Genomic DNA, 17,924 nt, shown 5'->3' on the forward strand with positions numbered 1-17,924 from the left:
CGACCCTTCGGCCCTACCCCCGCGATGCGGTCCGCTCCACGATGCGGTGCGCGGCGCGCAGCCCTTGCGCGGTGGCCCGTACGGCGTTGAGCCCCCGGGCGTCGGCGGCGCCACCGGCGATCTCGAAGGGGACCCCGGCCTGGTGGAGCAGGGCGACGACATCCCGCCGGCTCTCCTGACCCGTGGCGAGGACGACATGGTCGGCGGCGACCAACCGCCGTTCCCCTGCGGCTTCCACGACGACACCCCCGCGGGTGATCTCCTCGTACACGACGTCGGTGAGCAGGCGCACACCGCCGGCGCGCAGTTCCTCCATGGCCACCCACCGGGTGGACGGTCCGATTCCGGTGCCGATCCTGCCGCCGCGCCGCATCACCGTGACCTGCCGCGCAGCCTCTGCGGCGGCGGGTGCGGTCCGTGCCCCCGCACCCGCCTCCAGTGGCATGGTGAGGCCGCGGGAGGAGAGGAACTCCTCCGGGGTGAGGGCGGCGGCGGAGCCGCTGGTGAGGAGGTGGGCCAGGTCGACGGCGATCCCACCGCCGCCGATGACGGCGACGCGCGGGCCGAGCGCTCCGGGGTCCGCGAACGCCTGGGCGTAGTCGAGCACGTGCGGCAGTGCGACGCCGGGCAGGTCCGGCCGACGGGGACGGACCCCGGTGGCGACGACCACCCCGTCCATGGTGCGCAGGAGCGGTATGTCCCGCGAACCGACACGGTGCCCCAGGTGCACAGGCACGTTCAGACCGTCGAGTTCCTGCGCGCGCCGTCGTACGGTCGCGCCGAAGTCTGCCTTGCCCGGCACCCGGGCGGCCAGCCGGAACTGGCCGCCGGGCTCGTCCGCCGCCTCGTACACCTCGACCTCGTGCCCGAGCCTCGCCAGGGTGCGGGCCGCCTCGAGTCCCGCGACTCCCGCTCCGATCACGGCGTACCTGCCCCGGCGCGCGGGGGAGCGGCCGGCCGGGAAGTCGCTCTCGTATCCCGCCCGCGGATTGACCAGGCAGGACACCCGCTCGGTGCCGAAGGACCGGTCGATGCACGCCTCGTTGCAGGCGATGCAGAGGTCCACCGACGCGCTCGCCCCCGCGCGGGACTTGCCGACGATGGCCGGGTCCGCAAGGAACGGGCGGGCCATGGCCACCAGATCGACGTCACCCGCGGCCAGCACCTCCTCGGCCTGCGCGAGCTGGTTGAAGCGGTTCGAGGCGACGACGGGCAGCGCGTCGTGACCCGCCGTCCGCAGTGCCCGCTTGATCCGCTGGGCGTACACGGCCCACGTCCCCGTCGGCACCTGCGCCTGCACGGTCGGCACCGGCGACTCGTGCCAGCCGACGCCCACCGCGAGGGCGTCGGCACCGGCATCGGCGAGCGCGACGGCCAGCGCGGCCGTCTCCGCCCACGGGGTACCGTCGGCGACCAGGTCGGCGCCCGACATCCGGAAGAGCACCGGGAAGCCCGGTCCCACCGCGGCCCGTACGGCCCGCAGCACCTCGACCGGGAAGCGCCGCCGCCGCTCGGCGTCACCGCCCCAGGCGTCGTCGCGGCGGTTGGTGAGGGGTGCGGTGAACTGGTTGATCAGATAGCCCTCGGAGCCCATCACCTCGACCGCGTCGAAGCCCAGGTCGTAGGCCGCGCCGGCACCCCGGGCGAAGGCGGCGGTGGTCTCGCCGATCTGCCGCGCGGTCATCGCCTGCGGTGTGGTGCGGGAGAACCGGCTGTACACGGCGGACGGCGCGAGCGGCACGGCGCCGTCCGCACCGGGGGAGCCGGGCAGCGCGTACCGCCCGGCGTGGAAGAGCTGGAGGGCGATGAGACCTCCGCTGTCGTGCACCGCACGGGCGGCCCGGCGCAGCGCCGACCTGTGGTCCTCGTCGTCGAGCACGCCGTAACCGGGGCCCCCGGAACCCGCCGCGTCCACCGCGGAGCCGCCCGTGACGATCAGGCCGGCACCGCCCCGCACACGTTCCGCGTAGAACGCGGCCAGGGCCGCGCCGCCGTCGTCCAGGGTCTCCAGATTCAGGTGCATGGCACCCATGACGATGCGGTGCGGCACTGTCAGGCCACCGATCACGCAAGGCCTGAAGACGTGGTCCAACACCTGCCGTCTCCTCTTGTCGGCTTTCCGGTCGCCGGCTCTTCCGGTCAGGCGTCCCGCGTCGGCCGGGGCGGCAGCTCGAGCGCCTCACCCGCGTCCGCGAAGAACGGCGGCGCGACGATGCTGAGCCCGCCGTCGACCACGAGGGTCTGCCCGGTGATGTAACCCGCTCCGTCGCCGAGCAGGAAGGCGATGGTGTCGGCCATCTCCTGCACGGTGCCCGGACGGCGCGCGGGGATGCGGTCGAGGACGCCCTGCATGGGCGGCATGCCCTCGACGTTGTAGAAGAACTCCAGCGAATCGGAGTCGATCAGACCGCCGTTGACCGCGTTGACGTTGATGCCGTAAGGAGCGAACTCCACCGCCATGTACCGCACCCATGACTCGATGGCGGCTTTCATGCCGCCGAGCATCGCGTAGGTGGGGTAGGCGCGGACCGAGCCGTAGGAGGACAGCGCGACGATCCGCCCGCCGTTGTCCATCAGCTTCACGGCCTGCTGCGCCCCCAGCACGAAGGGCCGCAGGTTCATCGCGTACGAGCGGTCCAGGTGGTGCGGGCCGAGATCGACGATGTTCTTGAACGCGCTCGCCGCCGCGTTGGAGACGAAGTGATCGAGCCTCCCGCAGCGCTGCGCCACCTCGTCGAACAGCGCCGTGACCCCCTCGGTGGTCTCGACGTCCGCCTGGACCGCGAAGCCCTGGCCACCGGCCTCCTCGACCTCGGCGACGGTCTTCTGTGCCAGGTCGGCGTTCTTCTTGTAGTTGACGACCACGGTGCCACCCCGGCGGGCGAGGGTGAGGGCCAGGGTGCGGCCGATGCCGCGCGAGGCCCCGGTGATCAGGGAGACCTGCCCGCGGTCGGCCGTCTGCTGCTGGTGAGGGCTGTTCATCGGATCGTCACCTCTCCGTCCCGGGACGTGGCACGCTGGAGCAGCTCGCGGAAGACCACGGCCTTCTGCACCTCGTTGGTGCCCTCCTCGAAGCGCTGGGCACGCGCGTCGCGGTACACACGCTCGATCTTCTGCGACTTCCAGTATCCGAGCCCGCCGTGCACCTGGAGTGCCTTGTCGGTGACGTTCGTCAGCATCGTCACCGCGTGCATCTTCGCCATCGACGACTGCATGGAAGCGTCGTCCGCACCCTCCTCGAAGCGGCGAGCCGCGTGCAGGACCAGCTGCCGTGCGGCCTCGATGTCCGCCGCGTTCTCCGCCAGCATGAACTGGATGGCCTGTCGCTGGGTGAGCGTCCTGCCGAAGGTGACGCGGTTGCGGGCGTACTCGACAGCCAGCTGCTGAGCGCGCTGCGCGAGCCCGACACAGCTCATCGCCACGGAGATCCGGGACGGGGTGAGGAAGCCGCCGAGGAACACCTCCAGGCCCTGGCCCTCCGCGCCCAGCCGGTGGTCCACCGGCACCGGGGTGCGGTCGAAGGTCAGCGACGCATGGTCGGTCCCGGTGACACCCATGGTGTCGGAGGTGTCAACGACCGTGACGCCCGGGGCGTGACGCGGCACCAGCAGGGCCACCGTGCCCTCGTGCCCGGTGCTGCCCTCGACCCGGGCGGCCAGCAGGTAGTAGTCACAGCGCACCCCGAAGGTGATCAGGTGTTTGCGCCCCGAGAGGTAGTAGGTGTCGCCCTCGCGCACCACCGACGTGGTGATGTCCGCGCCGGTGCCGTTGCCCGGCTCGGTGAGAGTGAAAGCGATCTTGATCTCGCCGGTGACCGAGGGGATGACGAAGCGCTTGCGCTGCTCGTCGTCGGCGTGGCCGTCCATCGACCGCCAGATGCCGTTGACCACGTGCACGATCATGCGCACGGAGCCGTGCGAGCGGGAGAAGATCTCCATCAGCTCCATCCAGCGCGCGAAGCCGAGGCCCAGGCCGCCGTACTCCCGGGGAGCGGCTATCCGCAGGAACCCCAAGCCGTTCAGCTCGGCCCACAGCTCCTCGGGTACCCGCCCGGTCTCCTCGATGCGTTCGGCCCACTGCTCACCAGGCCCCTCCACCCACTGCTCGACCTGGGTACGCAGCTCGTGGAACCGCTGGTTGTCCGTCATGTACCGCCTCTGTTCTCGTTGCGTCGGTCCGGTCTGCTGTCCGTTCCGCCACGGCGGACACCGCGGCGGGACGGGCGGTGTCAGGTGGCGCGCTCGTCGTGCGGCCGGAAACCCCGGGCCAAGGCCCGCAGTTCGAACTTCTTCACCTTGCCGATCGGGTTGCGGGGCAGGGCATCGATCCGCTCCAGACGCTCCGGCCAGTACTGCTTGGCCACCTCGTGTCCGTCGAGGTACCGCCGCATCTCCTCGAAGGTGAGCTCCGCCCCGCCGGCCGGGACCACGAAGGCGCAGGCGCGTTCGCCGAGGCGCTCGTCCGGCATGGCGACCACCGCGACGTCGTCCACCGCGGGATGTCCGAACAGCAGTTGCTCGATCTCGGCGACGGGAATCTTCTCGCCGCCGCGGTTGATCACGTCCTTCACCCGTCCGGTGATCCGCAGGAAGCCCTCGGCGTCGAGCGTCGCCAGATCGCCCGTGCGGTACCAGCCGTCCTCGGTGAACGCCTCGGACGTGAGATCGGGACGCCCGAGGTAGCCCTCGAAGACCGTGGGGGAACGCAACTCGAAGTTGCCCTCCTCGCCCGCGGGCAGCACCAGCCCCTCGTCGTCCGTGATCCGCAGTTCGATGCCGTCCAGTGCGCGGCCGTCGGAGCCCCAGCGCTGCCGGGGCTCGTCGCGGGGTGACGACAGGGCGCCCAGGCAGGTCTCCGTGGTGCCGAACGCCCCGCACACGTCGGTGCCCAGCACCCGCCCGGCGCGCTCCGCAAGACGGCGGGGCACCATGGCCCCCGCCGCCACGAACACCCGCAGGTGCTGCGGTGTCTCCCCGCTCTCCTCCACGGCTTTCACCAGGTCGGACAGGAACGGCGTCGCGGCCTGCACGAACGTCGCCCGGTGGTCGTTGAGCGACTGCAGAGCCCGCTTGGCGTCCCACTCCGGTTGCAGGATCTGCGGCACGCCCAGCACCAGGGCGAGCACCATGCCGTACAGGAAGCCCGTCTGGTGGGCGAGCGGCGACGGCACCCAGATCGCGTCCTGCCTGCCGAGCCCGAGGTGCCCGATCTCCATCGCCACGGCCCTGACCAGGTTGCGCGTGGGCTGCGTGACACCCTTGGGCTCGCTGGTGGTTCCCGAGGTGAACAGGAGCTGCGCCGTCATCCCGGGGGCCGGCGCGAGGGAGTCGAGCGCCGCGCGGTCGACCACTGTCGCCGACAGCGCCTGCTCCCAGTCGTACACGGCCGTCCCGCCCGCGGGAGACTCGGGCAGCTGGGCGGGGCCGCCCGCGGTGGCCAGGACCACCACGTGCTCCAGATCCAGCTCCGAGCCGTTCTCGGCGACCAGGTCCAGTGCCTCCTCGGCGGGCCGGCGCGAGCGGTGACGGTCCGCCACGACCAGCACCCGTGCCCTGGAGCGCCTGAGGACGAAACCGACCTCGCGCTTGCGGAAGAAGGGGATGACCGGGCAGCACACGGCCCCGATGCGCAGTGCCGCCAGTGACAGCACCACGAACTCGACGCGGTTCGGGAGCTGGTACGCCACGTTCTCGCCCGGTCGCACACCGAGCCGCAGCAGCAGGGCCGCCGCGCGGTCCACCTGCTCGGCCAGCTCGCTCCAGGTGATCACCTCGTCACGGTCGGAGCGCACGTCCACGACGGCCGTGTCCGCGGGCCGGGCCTCGGCCCGTCGGCGCAGCCACTGCGGCAGCGTGACCCGCGAGGCCGCCTCGGGGCCCACGGCCTCGGGCTCGGTCTCCGGGGCACGGTCCCCGGCGGGGACCGCCGAGCCGTCCTGCACCGACATGGGCACAGTGAGGGTGTTCATCGAGTCGAGGAACGTCGGATAGGAGATGCGGTGCGCGTTCGGATACGTCAGCGTCGAATGCCCCCGTGCCCGCGACGACGCCACCGCGAGCGACATCAGGATGCGGTGGTCGTTGAACGAGGACAGCCTGGCGCCGGTCAGGCCGTCCACGCCGCGCACCCGCAGTGCGTCCTCCGACAGCTCCAGACGGCCGCCCATGGCATTGAGCTGGAGCATGGCGGCGGCGCGGTCGGACTCCTTGAGCCGGGTGTGCGCGATGTTGCGGAACACCGACTCGCCGCGTGCGAACGTGGCGAGGGTCGTCAGGATCGGCAGCATGTCAGGGATGTCGCGGCAGTCGACGTCGACCGCGGTGAGCCGTGGCGCGTCCTGCCGGATCCGGAGTCCGCCGGCCGTCTCGTCGACCTCCATCGGGATGCCCATGGAGCGCGCGACGTCGAGGAAGTGGAACTCGGGGTGGTCGGCCGGGCCGCCCTCCAGCGTGGTGATCCCGCGCAGCAGCACGTCACTGGGGTGCAGGGCGGCCGTCGCGATGCCGAACGCCGCCGAGCCGATGTCCGGCGGCAGCGCCAGCTCGACGGCGTGTGCCCGCTGGCCGGGCTCGATGTCGAAGCGCCGCCAGTCCTCGGAGACGGTCACCTGGAGGCCGAACTGCCGCATCATGGCCACCGTCAGCTCCAGGTAGGGGCGCTCGTTGAGCTCACCCTCCACCTCGATGGTGGTGTGCCGCGTCGCGAACGGGGCCAGCAGGATCAGGCCGGATATCCACTGGGACAGGGTTCCCGCGATGGTGACGTGACCGCCTGTGGGCCTGCGGCCCTGCACACGGACGGGCGGGCAGTCGTCGGCCGACTCCAGTCGCACACCCATCTGTTCCAGGGCGCGCAGCAGCGGGCCGACCGGGCGTCGCTTGAAATACTTCTGCCCGGTCACCGACACAGCGCGGTCCGACAGGGAGGCCAGACCGATCATGAAGTACAGCGTGGTGCCGGAACTGCCTGCGGACACGGCCTCCCGGCGCGGTGTGTACCGCCCGCCGAGTCCCCGCACCACGAAGGTGTCACCCTCCTTGGCGATCTTCACGCCGAGGTCGCGCAGCAGCCGCACCGTGTACTCGACGTGCCGGGCGTCGGACAGACCACGGATGCGGCTGACGCCCTCGGCGAGCGAGGCGAGTATCAGCGCACGGTGCGCGTGGTATTTCGAGTTCGGGACAAGAATCTCACCGGTCACCCGGTGCTGAATTCCGTTGACGAGAAGGTGCATGGGTCCTCTTACTCCCTGGCAATGGGCAGGAGGCCGGGACAGGAAACGGAAACGCTCTGCATTCTCACGGCGCACCGAAGCCGAAGCGGCAGGGCGGCGGAAGAGAGAAGGGGCGCCGGCCTGTCACGGTCCGACGTTCGTCGCCCTAGGCTTGGTTGAGCCACACCTCTGCGCGGCTGCGGGTCCTGAACTCTCGGTATTCCGGCACGGACAGCACTTCCCGGTCGCCCGGGGCGCGCGGGCTTCCCTGCGTTCCCTGGGCCACCCGTGACCCGTCTCCGGGCGCGGTGGGCCGGATGTCCGCGTCGGCCCAGACGGAGACCAGTGAAACCGCCTGCTCCTGATTGAGCCGGGGGTCGCACAGGCTGGTGCGCCGGACGGTCTCCCTCTCGAACACGGACACGTCCGTGGCACATTCGAGGACGTCGTCGGGGGTGGTCTCCAGGTGCAGTCCGCCCGCCGTGCCGCCGGCCCCGGTCACGGCCCGGAGGAACCCCCGGATCTCCCGTGCCATGGTCTCCAGCAGGCGGGTCTTGTGACCGTCCGGGCCGGTGACGGTGTTGCCGTGCATGGGGTCGCTGAGCCAGATCACCGGGTGACCGGCCAGCCGGACCGCCTCCACGAGCGCGGGCAGCCTCTCGGAGACCGCATCGGCGCCCATGCGTGCGATCAGCGTGAGACGGCCCGGCTCCCGCAGCGGATCGAGCAGCGCGCACAGGAGGGTGATCTCCTCCGCCGTGGTCGCCGGACCGACCTTTACCGCGACCGGGTTGACGATGCCGGCGGCGAGGTGCAGGTGTGCCCCGTCCAGCTGACGGGTCCGCTCGCCGATCCACGGCCAGTGGGTCGAGCCGAGCCAGCGGCGTCCGTCACCCAGCTCACGGATCATGGGCAGCTCGTAGTCGAGGACGAGCGCCTCATGGCTCGTCCACATCCGGGGTTCGGTCGGCGGCTGGTGACCGAAGGGAGCGGGGGCGCGCCAGCCCAGGTGCTCCATGACGTCGCCGGCCGTCATGTACGAGGTCAGGAGGCGCAGCGGATCATGCCGGCGGTCTTCCGGGGTGGGTTCGGGACCGTTGACCATGTGACCCCGGTAGACCGGCAGTTGCAGGTCGCCGATCCGTTCCGAAGGACTGGAGCGCGGCTTGGCGAACTGGCCGGCGATGCGTCCGACCCGTACGACCGGTTTGTGGGTGGCCGTCTTCAGCGTCGCGGCGAGCATGTCGAGGAGCGCGGACTTGCGCGACACGTGCGCGGCGTCGCATTCACCCGGGTGCTCGGCGCAGTCGCCGGCCTGCACCACGAGGGCGCTGCCGTCGGCCACCTGGGCCAGCAGCGTCCGCAGCGCGTGCACGTCCTCCGCCTTGACCAGCGGCGGACGTGCGGCCAGCACCTCCCGGATGCGCCGGACCTGTGACGGGTCGTCCCACTCGGGCTGTTGCAGGGCCGGCTTACGCATTTCCGTCACGGCTTTTCCCACGTCGAGTCTCCGGTGAAATATCGGTCGAGCTATGACTGAGAAGGGTGGAGAGTGAAGTTTCGAAGACCCTCCGGCAGCCTCCGCGGGGTGCCGTGACAGGTCGGGATTCCAGGAGCGGTGATCCTCGGTGGTCGGATTCGTTTCATCGGGTCCGGTCGAGACGCCGGTGTCCCGTGACCGCGCAAAGTCCGGGTTTTCCATCGACAGACCCTCACCCCCATCCCCTGGGGAACCCCTACGCCCCCCTCATCGACGGTCTCCGAGTGCGTGGGATCAAAGCGTTCGGGCGCTGCCGAAGCACACTTCGAGCAGTTCCGCCGGTGTCCGCAGTACGACATCGGGTTTCTCCGCGAGCAGGGTCTCCTCGTCGGTCTCGCCCCACAGGGCGGCGACGGCGGCGACCCCGGCGTCCCGGGCGCTGGCGAGGTCGGTGACCGCGTCGCCGACCATGACGGTCCGCGAGGGGTCGGAGCCGAGCACCCCCAGCGCCTTGAGCACGATGTCGGGGGCCGGCTTGGGGCGCCGCACCTCGTCTGAGCCGATCACGACGGTGAACAGGTGCAGCAGGCCCAGCTGTTCGAGGAGCGAACGCGCCCGCGGTCCGCTCTTGCCGGTGGCGACGGCGAGCCCGACACCGCGTGCCCGCAGTTGTCCGAGCATCTCCGGTACGCCGTCGAAGACCGGGACGAGGTGGGCGAGCCGATAGCTCTCACGGACGAAGGGGGCCTCCATCTCCGGCGGCAACCCCATGATCCGCATGATGTCGGGGAAGTAGCGGCCCAGATGCCGTTCGTACTCCTCGAAGGGTGCGTCGCCGTCCCCCACCACCTCGGCGTAGGCGGTGGTGAACGCCTGGCGCATCACGGCGAAGCTGTTGACGAGTACTCCGTCGAGGTCGAAGACGACCGCGCTGATCGGCTCCGCACGGTTGTCGTAGGCGGCGAGGCCTTGGCTGGTTCCAAGACTGTCCATGGCGCTGTGCTGCTCTCTCTCGTGGGGCGGCGGCTACGGGGCGGGGGCCGCTGCCGTCCGACAGGGACGGCAGCCAGGCCGACCCGGCGGCCGGCCGTGCCGGTCACGGCCGGCGCTGCTCGGCTCTCTCCTGTACGGCGCGGGCCGCGGAGTAGATCCGCTCGATGGCGTCGATGGTGCGGCGTGCTTCCTCGATGGCCCGGCGCGGACCGGCCGGGCCCCGCAGCTGGGCGAGCAACTCGTCGAGCTGCCGGTCGTACTCCGTGCCGATCGGCTCCGCGGGCACCGTGACGGCACGGGTCCGCCCCTCGTCGGTGCGGGTCAGCTCCGGGTGCTCCAGGCGGTTGGGGCTGAAGCCGAACGTACAGCGCAGGGTCGTGCTGCCCGCGCTGCCGTCGACCCGGATGCGGGTGATGTCGCGCTCCTCGTGCGAGGCCCAGCTCGCGTGCAGCGACAGTGAGACACCGTTGTCGGTGACGAGGAACGCGCGGGCGGTGTCCTCGACGTCGATGACCCCGCCTGCCGCCCGCTCGCTCTCCCGGTCCTGCTCGGCCCCTTCCGCGCGCCAGGAGACCCGTGCGGTGTCCCGCGCGATGAAGTCGCCCGAGACCATACCGGCGACCTGCGTGAACTCCGCCGAGCCCAGCAGGGGAGCGGCGATGTCGAACAGATGCCATCCCAGGTCCACGAGCGCCCCGCCGCCGGACAAGTGACGCCGGGTGAACCAGCCGCCCGCGTCCGGCACGCCCCGGGCACGCACCCAGGACAGCTCGATGTGGCGGACGGTGCCCACGTCGTCGGCGTTCGCGAGCAGGGCCCGGACGTCGGCGCGGTGGCGGGCGGCGCTGCCCGCCAGGAGCCGTGCACCGCCGGCACGTTCGGCCTCGGCCAGCTGCTCCGCCTCCGCCGCCGTCAGGCATACCGGCTTCTCCAGGAAGACCGGGACGCCCTTGCGCAGCAGGCCACCGGCGATCTCGCAGTGCAGGTGGTTGGGGACTGCCACGATGGCCAGGTCCACCTCTGCGGGATCCACGTCGTGCATGGCCGTCAGGACCGGAGTGTCAGGGGCGTCAGCGGTGACGGCCGCGCGCGAGGCCGGGTCGGGGTCCACCGCGGCGCTCACGGTGAAGTCGGGGTGACGGCGCAGCCGCGGTAGCCAGATGGACCGAGCCGCCCAGCCGAGGCCCACCACGGCGGTGCGGAGCGGCCTGCCGTCGAGGTCGGCCACGGTCATGAGCCGAGGACATCGGCTATGACGGCGGCGACCTCGTGCATCTGCTCCTCGGTGCCGAGCAGCGTCCGGTGGTGCAGCCACAGGCAGTCGGTCGTCAGCGCCTCGGAGTGGGGGCAGCGGCGGGCCAGTTCGTCCACCGACAGGTCCGGGGCGCCCATCTCCCAGAAGGCGTCCGTGCGGTAGACCGAGCGGAACGCGACGAACGCGGGGACACCGCGCTCGACGAGGGTGTCGACGACCCGCGCGCGCCGTTCCTCGGTGATGCGGGGCACCCGGAACATGGCCATGTAGTGCGGGTTGCGGTCGGCCCGGCGGTCCAGTCGCTGAGGCACCACGCCGGGGATCTCGGCGAGCAGCGAGGACAGCAGCGGCCAGCGCTCCTCGCGCGTCCGGATCTGCCCGTCCAGGCGCGCGAGCTGGGCACGCAGCACCGAGGCGGAGAACTCGTTGAGCCGGAAGTTGGAGCCCGACGTGCGGTGGAAGTAGCCGCGGTCGTTCCGCGGGCGTCCGCAGCTGTGCCGTAGGAAGGCGTGCTCCGCCATCTCGGCGGTCGGGAACAGCACCGCTCCGCCCTCGCCGGCCGTCATCAGCTTGCCGTTCTGGAAGGAGAACGCGGCGACCGAGCCCAGCTCGCCGAGCCGCCGGCCGTTCCAGGTGGCACCCTGCGCGTGTGCGGCGTCCTGGATCAGCGGCACGCCGGAGTCGGCCGCCACCTTCTCGAGGGCGTCCATGTCGGCGAGCTGGCCGGCCATGTGTACCGGCATGATGGCGCGGGTCCTCGGCGTGATGGCCTTCGCGGCCTCGGCCGGATCGATGCAGTACGTTTCCGGGTCCACGTCCACCGGCACCACGACCGCGCCGAGACGCTGAGCGGCCTGGGACGAGGAGATGAAGGTGAAGGCCGGCACGATCACCTCGGTGCCGGGGCCGACACCCATGACCTCCAGGGCCAGTTCGAGGGCGTGCGTACCGTTCGTGACCGCCAGCGCGTGCTCGCTGCCGTGGTACTCGGCGAACTCCCGCTCGAACGCCTCGACCTCTCCGCCGCCCATGCGCCACCACTGGCCCTGCTCCAGTGCACGGATCAGACCGGTCCGCTCCGCGTCGTCGTACTGCGGCCACACCGGAAGGGCCGAACTGAGTTGCACACCACTGCTCATGCTGTTCTTACTCCTTCGGTCTACGCACATGCGAATGCCACCGCAGCGATCGCCACGGAGGGCACGACACGGAACAGCTCCTCAGGGACCGGGTGTCCACCCGGACGCCGGCACCGGAACACCACCTCGGCGCGGTCCGCGCGCCTGGCCGGGCAGGCCGAACGACCACCGGCCGGCGGGGCCCGGTCGTCGCGATTGGCACGCTAACCCAGCGGTTGGCGGGGCGTCATTCCCCTGGGGGACCCCCCTATGTTCCCCCTTGTGACTGCGGACATACCGAGTACGGGTGTCCGCCTGTCAATGTGGGTGCCGGAAAACCACTTCCCGATGGATCCGTACAAGGCACGGTGCGCATTGAGCAGGCTCCTGTTGATGAACGGACCGCGCCTCGGCATACTCGGGAGGCGTCAGCCCGAGATCCACGGAACGGACACGCTCGCCGACATCGAAGGACGGGTCGCCGAAGAAGTGACCGAAACACGGCTGGAAATCGAAGCGTTCCAGCACGACGGTGAGGCGGAGATGCTCCGCGCCATTCAAGCCGACCACGACACCGCCTGCGCGATCATCAATCCCGCGGCCCTGACGACGGCCGGCTGGGGCCTCGGTGCCGTGGGTCATCGGCTCCCGGCACGCGCACTGCCGGAGAAGGCCGCCGGCCGCTGACGCGGTGCCACCCGCCTCGACGAACCACCCTGTGTGACGCGATACCACCCGCCTCGACGTACCACCCTCTTCCCGCCGAGCCGGCCCGCCCCGACTTCCGTACGGACACGACCGGAATCCGCACGGACACGACCGAGAACCGAAAGCCGAGGACACGACACGATGCCCCAGGGACAGACGGCGGAATCCGTACTGGCCGCTCACCGCGACCGGCTGCGCCCCATCGACCGGATGATTCCGGAGGCCGGAGCGCTGCCGGACCCCTCCGACGGCGAAGAGCTTCTGGAGGTGAGCGGTGCGCAGGGCCTGCTGACGCACACGCGCGTCGACGCCGACGCGCTGGAGGCGGTGCTCGGCCCGCTGGACCGCTGGGAACTCACCCCCCGGGTCTCCGGACCCGACGAGATGGCCGCTCTGCTCACCCGCTGGCAGCAGTACATGGAGAGCCACCCGGAGCGCCCCGGCGCGGACTCCATGGCCGCCGTCGAGTGGCCCAGCCGCGACGTCGGCATGACCCGGGTCCTGCGGGCCTTCGGGTTCGTCCCCGAGTTCGTGATGATCGGCCGGCTCAAGGGCACCGAGCTGGTGCCGGAGTCGGGCAGGGTGCGCGTGCGCCGGGCCACCGTCGAGGACAGCGAGGCGGTGTTCGAGCTGCAGATGGTGGAGACCCGGTTCGACGCCGCCGTCAGCGGCGCCGTCGAGCGCGACACCACCGAGGCGCTGCTGCGCGAGGAGATCACCGCGTCCTTCAAGCGCGATGAACCGCTGATCTGGGTCGCCGAGTACGAGGGCGAGATCGTGGGGATGCACCGGGGCGAGGACTTCTCGGAGCCGCAGCAGGCCTGGCTCGCGACGAAGATCACGGCCACCCCGGTCGCGCACCTCGTCTGCCAGGCCGTCAAGGAGGGCTACCGCAGCCTGGGCATCGGCACCTCCCTCGCCCACCACGTGCACGCCGACCTGGACGCCATGGGCATCGGCGCGGCGGTCGGCTACCACGCGATGTTCAACCCGATCTCCACGCCGTTCTGGCACCGCCACGGCTGGCGGCCGTACTGGAACCGCTGGATGCGCACCCCGGCCGTGTGACCGGCACCTCGGCGACCATCCGTACCCCATCCTGTGGAGTGGAACATGCTGGTGAAGGCGTTGGAGGAGCGGGCCGACTCCGTCGCGGACCACACGGCCCTCGAATGCGAGGGCGTGGAGCTGACGTACCGGGAAGCCCACGAGCAGGCCAACCGGCTCGCCCGCCACCTGGTGGCCAGGGGAGTCGGGCCCGACCGTGTGGTCGCGGTGATGCTGCCCCGCTCCACGGACCTGCTGGTCACGCTCCTGGCGGTGCTCAAGGCCGGCGGGGCCTATCTCGCCCTCGACCCGGAGCACCCCGCCGAGCGCGTCGCCTTCCAGGTCCGCGACGCCGCCCCGGTCGCCCTGGTGACGTCGACCCGCATCGACGCCGACCGCACCGACGTGGGCGTTCCCCGTATCGTGCTGGACGACCCCGGCACGGCCGCCACGGTGGCAGCGCTGCCCGCCGGGCATCTGACGGACGCCGAACGGGCCGCCCCGCCGAGGCCCGAAGACCTCGCGTACATCATCTACACCTCGGGCTCCACCGGCACCCCCAAGGGCGTCGAGATCCCTGTGCGCGCCCTGCACAACCTGCTGGAGGCGATGCGGGAGCGGCTGTCCCTGGGACCCGGTGACCGCATGCTGTCGGTCACCACCGCCACTTTCGACATGTCGGTGCCCGAGCTGTTCCTGCCGTACTACACCGGTGCCCGCGCGGTCATCGCACCCCGTGCCACCGGGCAGGACCCGCAGGCGCTGGGCGACCTGATCACCCGAAGGCGGATCGGCACCGCCCAGGCCACCCCCACCCACTGGCACATGCTGGCCACGGTCACCCCCGAGGTGCTGCGCGGTCTGCGTATCCTCATCGGCGGCGAGGCACTGTCGGAGAAGCTCGCCGCGACGCTGCTCGACCTCGGCGCCGAGGTCATCCAGTGGTACGGGCCCACGGAAACCACCGTGTGGTCCACGATGCACCCGGTCACCCGGCCCGAGGACGCGGCCGTCATCGGCAGGCCCCTGCGCAACACCCTGCTGTACGTCCTCGACGAGGAACTGACGCCCGTCGAGCCCGGTACCGAGGGCGAGCTGTTCATCGCCGGCGCGGGCGTGGCCCGTGGCTACCTCAACCGGCCGGAGCTGACGGCCGAGCGCTTCCTGCCCCACCGTTCCGGTGACGACGGCGCTCTGATGTACCGCACGGGCGATGTGGTGCGGCAGCGCGCGGACGGCGCCCTGGAGTACGTCGGCCGCGCCGACCACCAGGTGAAGCTCCACGGCTTCCGGGTGGAACTCGGAGAGATCGAGGCCGCCCTGGAGCGGTCCGAGGACGTCGACCAGGCGGCCGCGACGGTCAGGGAGGACCGGCCCGGCGACCGGCGCCTCGTGGCCTACGTGACGGCCGCCCCAGGGCGTGTGCCCGACGCCAAGGAGCTGCGGAACCTCGTGGCGGACACCGTGCCCCTGTACATGGTGCCGTCCGCCGTGGTGGTCCTGGAGGAGTTCCCGCTCACCCCCAACGGCAAGCTCGACCGCAAGGCGCTGCCGGCACCCGTCGTCGCGGGGACCGCCATGGTCGAGACGCACCTCACGCAGTCGGAGCTGCTGCTCAGCCGGCTCTTCGCCGAGGTGCTCGGTGTGGAGCAGGTCGGCCCGCGCGACAGCTTCTTCGACCTCGGCGGCTCCTCGGTACTCGCGGCACGTCTCCTGGCCCGGGTGCGCTCCGAGATGGACCTGGAGCTGTCGATCCGGATGCTCGTGGAGTTCCCGACGCCGGCCGAGCTGTCCCGGCGGCTGACCGGTGACGAGCCGCAGGACTCCTTCGACGTCCTGCTGCCGCTGATGACCAAGGGCTCCGCACGGCCGCTGTTCTGCATGCGCCACCTCGGGGGCACCGCCTGGTGCTACGGAGTGCTCGCCCAGCACTTCAGCCTGGAGTATCCGATCTACGGCCTCCAGTCGCACACGTTCCAGGAGTTCGACAGCCCCGTCGACACCATCGCGGCCATGGCGGCGGACTACGCGGACCGCATCAGGGGCGTCCAGCCCACGGGGCCGTACCGCATTCTGGGCTGGTCCTTCGGGGGCATCCTGGCCCACGCCGTCGCCGCCGAGTTCCAGAAGCGCGGCGAGGAGATCGAGTTCCTCGGCGTGTTCAACACCAACCCGCACATCACGGACAAGGAAGACCGTGACGAACAGGGCCTGATCGAACTGATCCTGCTGATCAACGGCAAGGACCTCAGCGAGTACGAGCGCCCGCTCAGGTACGAGGACGTCGCCGAGTTCGCCGACATGGCGACCAACTACGCCTGGCACGGCAGGAAGAGCGCGGCCGAGACCTTCGTCGAGACCATGATGACCGACCTCGGCGCCTGGAAGGCCCACAGGCCGGAGAAGTACAGCGGCGTGATGCACCTGTTCGCGGCCGATCCCAGCCCGGTGGCCGAAGCAGCCTCCAGCGAGGCCTGGGCGCCGTACGTCGCGGGCGAGATCGTGCGCCACGAACTGGGCTGCGGCCACGAGGAGATGCTCAGCAGCCCGCGCGTGCTCCGCCAGGTCGCCGAGATCGTGACCGGCCACCTCAGGGACTGACCCGACCGGGAGACAGCCGTCCCGCACCACCTCGGCATCGACATGGGCGGCAGCAAGGCCGCCCTGCGGGCGGAGCTCGCCGACGGCACCGTGCGCGAGGCCGGCTTCCGGTGGCCGTGGGCCCCGGACCGGCCCGCACACGCGGCAGAGGACCCGGATCTGCTCGCTCGGCAGGTCCGGGAGCCGTGCGGCGGTGCCCCGACCGCGCTGGCGGGCGTCTCAGTGGCGATGCCCGCCACCCTGACGCGGCGGGTGTCGTCACCGCCTGGCCCGACCGGCCGGGCCGGACCGGCACCGACCTCGGCAGCGCACCGCGCGGGATCTTCCCCACCACCAGGGTGACCTGCGCCGACGACGGCGACTTCGCCCGCGCTCGCCGAGGCACACACGACGGGCCGTCCCGATCCGCTGTACCCGGGCGTCGGGTGGTGCTTCCGCCCCCTGCCGGAAGCGGTGGGGGCCGGACCGGTCGCCGGTAACGGTGGTGCTCCCGTCCGCTGCCCGAAACGACATGGTCCGCGCCGGCCCGGAAGAATCCCCGTCCGGGCCGACGCGGACCACCTGTCGTGTGCGGCCCCTCTCGGGCCGCTGCGCGCGCCATCTCCGCCAGCACCCGCGCGACGACCTGCTCCGGCAGATCCGGCACCGGCTCGCCGCCGTCCTTGCCGTCCAGCACGGCAGGTCGCGCAGGCCGGTGTCGCGCTCGTCGGCGGACACGATCTGCGCCTTGCGCGCCACACTCGCCGCGATCTGCACCGCCGGCGTCAGCTCCCGCAGGTCGCCGACGCCGATGAGGTTCTTGCCCTCGGATGGGTTCACGGCGGTCCTGCCGCCGACGCCGGCGTCCACCTGCGCGAGCAGCGTGGTCGCCAGGTGCACCACCAGCACCCCGCGGTGGAAGAGCGCGGCGGCGAGACCTACGACGTCCGTCGTGGTGCCGCCGCCGACGGAGACGACCACGTCGTCACGGGTCGGCCCGAAGCGCACGAACTCCCGCCACGGCCCCTCGACCGTGGCGAGCGTCGTGTCCGCCTCGCCGTCACGGGCCCGCACCACCGGCGAGGGCACGCCGGGGTCGGGTGTCCAGGCGTCCGGCCGGGCGGAGACCACCGCGGCACGCCGCGCTCCCAGCTGCTCGACGATTCCGGACAGCGAGTGGCGCACCCCGGGTCCGATGTCGACGGGGTGGGCACGGTCGCCGAGTCCCGCCCGGACACGGGCGTGCCGGGTCGCGGAATCCGTCATGTCCGGGTGTCCCTATCCGTCATGTCCGGGTGTCCCTTTCCCTGCCGCCCCGCCGTCGAGGGAAGACCGCCGGGAAAAGAAATCCCGCTCCCCGGGGGATCGCGGGAATGCGGCCGCCTCTCACGGATGTATTTCGGCCGTCACTCGACGACGCGATGAGTGTCCGTACGGCGGTGGCGCCTCATGCCGCCCGGCCGCGCGGCTCCAAACATTTGCTGAACTCTTGTCGGTTAATTCTCGTCACTCTGCAAGTTAGGGATACGT

Annotated in this window: 12 protein-coding genes; 3 read left to right on the top strand and 9 right to left on the bottom strand. The window is 71.4% G+C overall.

Features of this window, described 5'->3' with window-relative positions; translation table 11 throughout:
• Positions 1–13: 13 nt before the first annotated feature.
• From IEZ20_RS08965 to IEZ20_RS09000, 8 genes are all read right to left on the bottom strand, one after another.
• Positions 14–2,095, bottom strand: a complete 2,082-nt coding sequence (locus IEZ20_RS08965; protein WP_189296152.1) for an oxidoreductase — start codon at positions 2,093–2,095, stop codon at positions 14–16.
• Positions 2,096–2,139: 44 nt separating this feature from the next.
• Positions 2,140–2,982, bottom strand: coding sequence for a 1-cyclohexenylcarbonyl-CoA reductase (gene chcA, locus IEZ20_RS08970; protein ID WP_189296154.1), 843 nt, complete (start codon positions 2,980–2,982; stop codon positions 2,140–2,142).
• Entirely contained in the window at positions 2,979–4,148 is a 1,170-nt protein-coding gene (locus IEZ20_RS08975; RefSeq protein WP_189296157.1) for an acyl-CoA dehydrogenase family protein, read from the bottom strand. Before IEZ20_RS08975 ends, chcA begins: the two co-directional genes overlap by 4 nt.
• A gap of 80 nt (positions 4,149–4,228) precedes the next feature.
• Entirely contained in the window at positions 4,229–7,234 is a 3,006-nt protein-coding gene (gene aroA / locus IEZ20_RS08980) for a 3-phosphoshikimate 1-carboxyvinyltransferase (RefSeq protein ID WP_189296159.1), read from the bottom strand.
• 145 nt (positions 7,235–7,379) lie between these two features.
• Positions 7,380–8,693: a 3-deoxy-7-phosphoheptulonate synthase gene (locus IEZ20_RS08985; RefSeq protein ID WP_189296275.1), complete on the bottom strand. Its 1,314-nt coding sequence runs from the start codon at positions 8,691–8,693 to the stop codon at positions 7,380–7,382.
• Positions 8,694–8,987: 294 nt separating this feature from the next.
• Positions 8,988–9,686, bottom strand: a complete 699-nt coding sequence (locus IEZ20_RS08990) for an HAD-IA family hydrolase (protein WP_189296161.1) — start codon at positions 9,684–9,686, stop codon at positions 8,988–8,990.
• Between the two features lie 103 nt (positions 9,687–9,789).
• The gene (locus IEZ20_RS08995) at positions 9,790–10,920 is read right to left on the bottom strand and encodes a Gfo/Idh/MocA family protein (protein ID WP_189296162.1); all 1,131 of its coding nucleotides are present in this window, start codon (positions 10,918–10,920) and stop codon (positions 9,790–9,792) included.
• The gene (locus IEZ20_RS09000; RefSeq protein ID WP_189296164.1) at positions 10,917–12,080 is read right to left on the bottom strand and encodes a DegT/DnrJ/EryC1/StrS family aminotransferase; all 1,164 of its coding nucleotides are present in this window, start codon (positions 12,078–12,080) and stop codon (positions 10,917–10,919) included. The genes IEZ20_RS08995 and IEZ20_RS09000 overlap by 4 nt, the downstream gene beginning before the upstream one ends.
• A 327-nt stretch (positions 12,081–12,407) precedes the next feature.
• Here IEZ20_RS09000 and IEZ20_RS09005 point away from each other — a divergent pair, with 327 nt between their 5' ends.
• The 3 genes from IEZ20_RS09005 to IEZ20_RS09015 all read left to right on the top strand — a co-directional run bounded on the left by IEZ20_RS09005 (position 12,408) and on the right by IEZ20_RS09015 (position 16,415).
• Positions 12,408–12,746 (top strand): type II 3-dehydroquinate dehydratase, encoded by a 339-nt coding sequence (locus IEZ20_RS09005; RefSeq protein ID WP_229895974.1) that lies wholly within the window; start codon positions 12,408–12,410, stop codon positions 12,744–12,746.
• 162 nt (positions 12,747–12,908) lie between these two features.
• Entirely contained in the window at positions 12,909–13,835 is a 927-nt protein-coding gene (locus IEZ20_RS09010) for a GNAT family N-acetyltransferase (RefSeq protein ID WP_189296167.1), read from the top strand.
• A 45-nt stretch (positions 13,836–13,880) separates the two neighbouring features.
• A complete protein-coding gene (locus IEZ20_RS09015; RefSeq protein WP_189296169.1) occupies positions 13,881–16,415 on the top strand; it encodes a non-ribosomal peptide synthetase in 2,535 nt (844 codons plus the stop codon).
• A gap of 258 nt (positions 16,416–16,673) precedes the next feature.
• Here IEZ20_RS09015 and IEZ20_RS09020 read toward each other — a convergent pair whose 3' ends face one another.
• Positions 16,674–17,660, bottom strand: coding sequence for a dehydroquinate synthase/iron-containing alcohol dehydrogenase family protein (locus IEZ20_RS09020; protein ID WP_229895975.1), 987 nt, complete (start codon positions 17,658–17,660; stop codon positions 16,674–16,676).
• Between the last annotated feature and the right edge of the window lie 264 nt (positions 17,661–17,924).

It is taken from the genome of Streptomyces cinerochromogenes (assembly GCF_014648635.1).
GTDB classification, from domain to species: Bacteria; Actinomycetota; Actinomycetes; order Streptomycetales; family Streptomycetaceae; genus Streptomyces; species Streptomyces cinerochromogenes.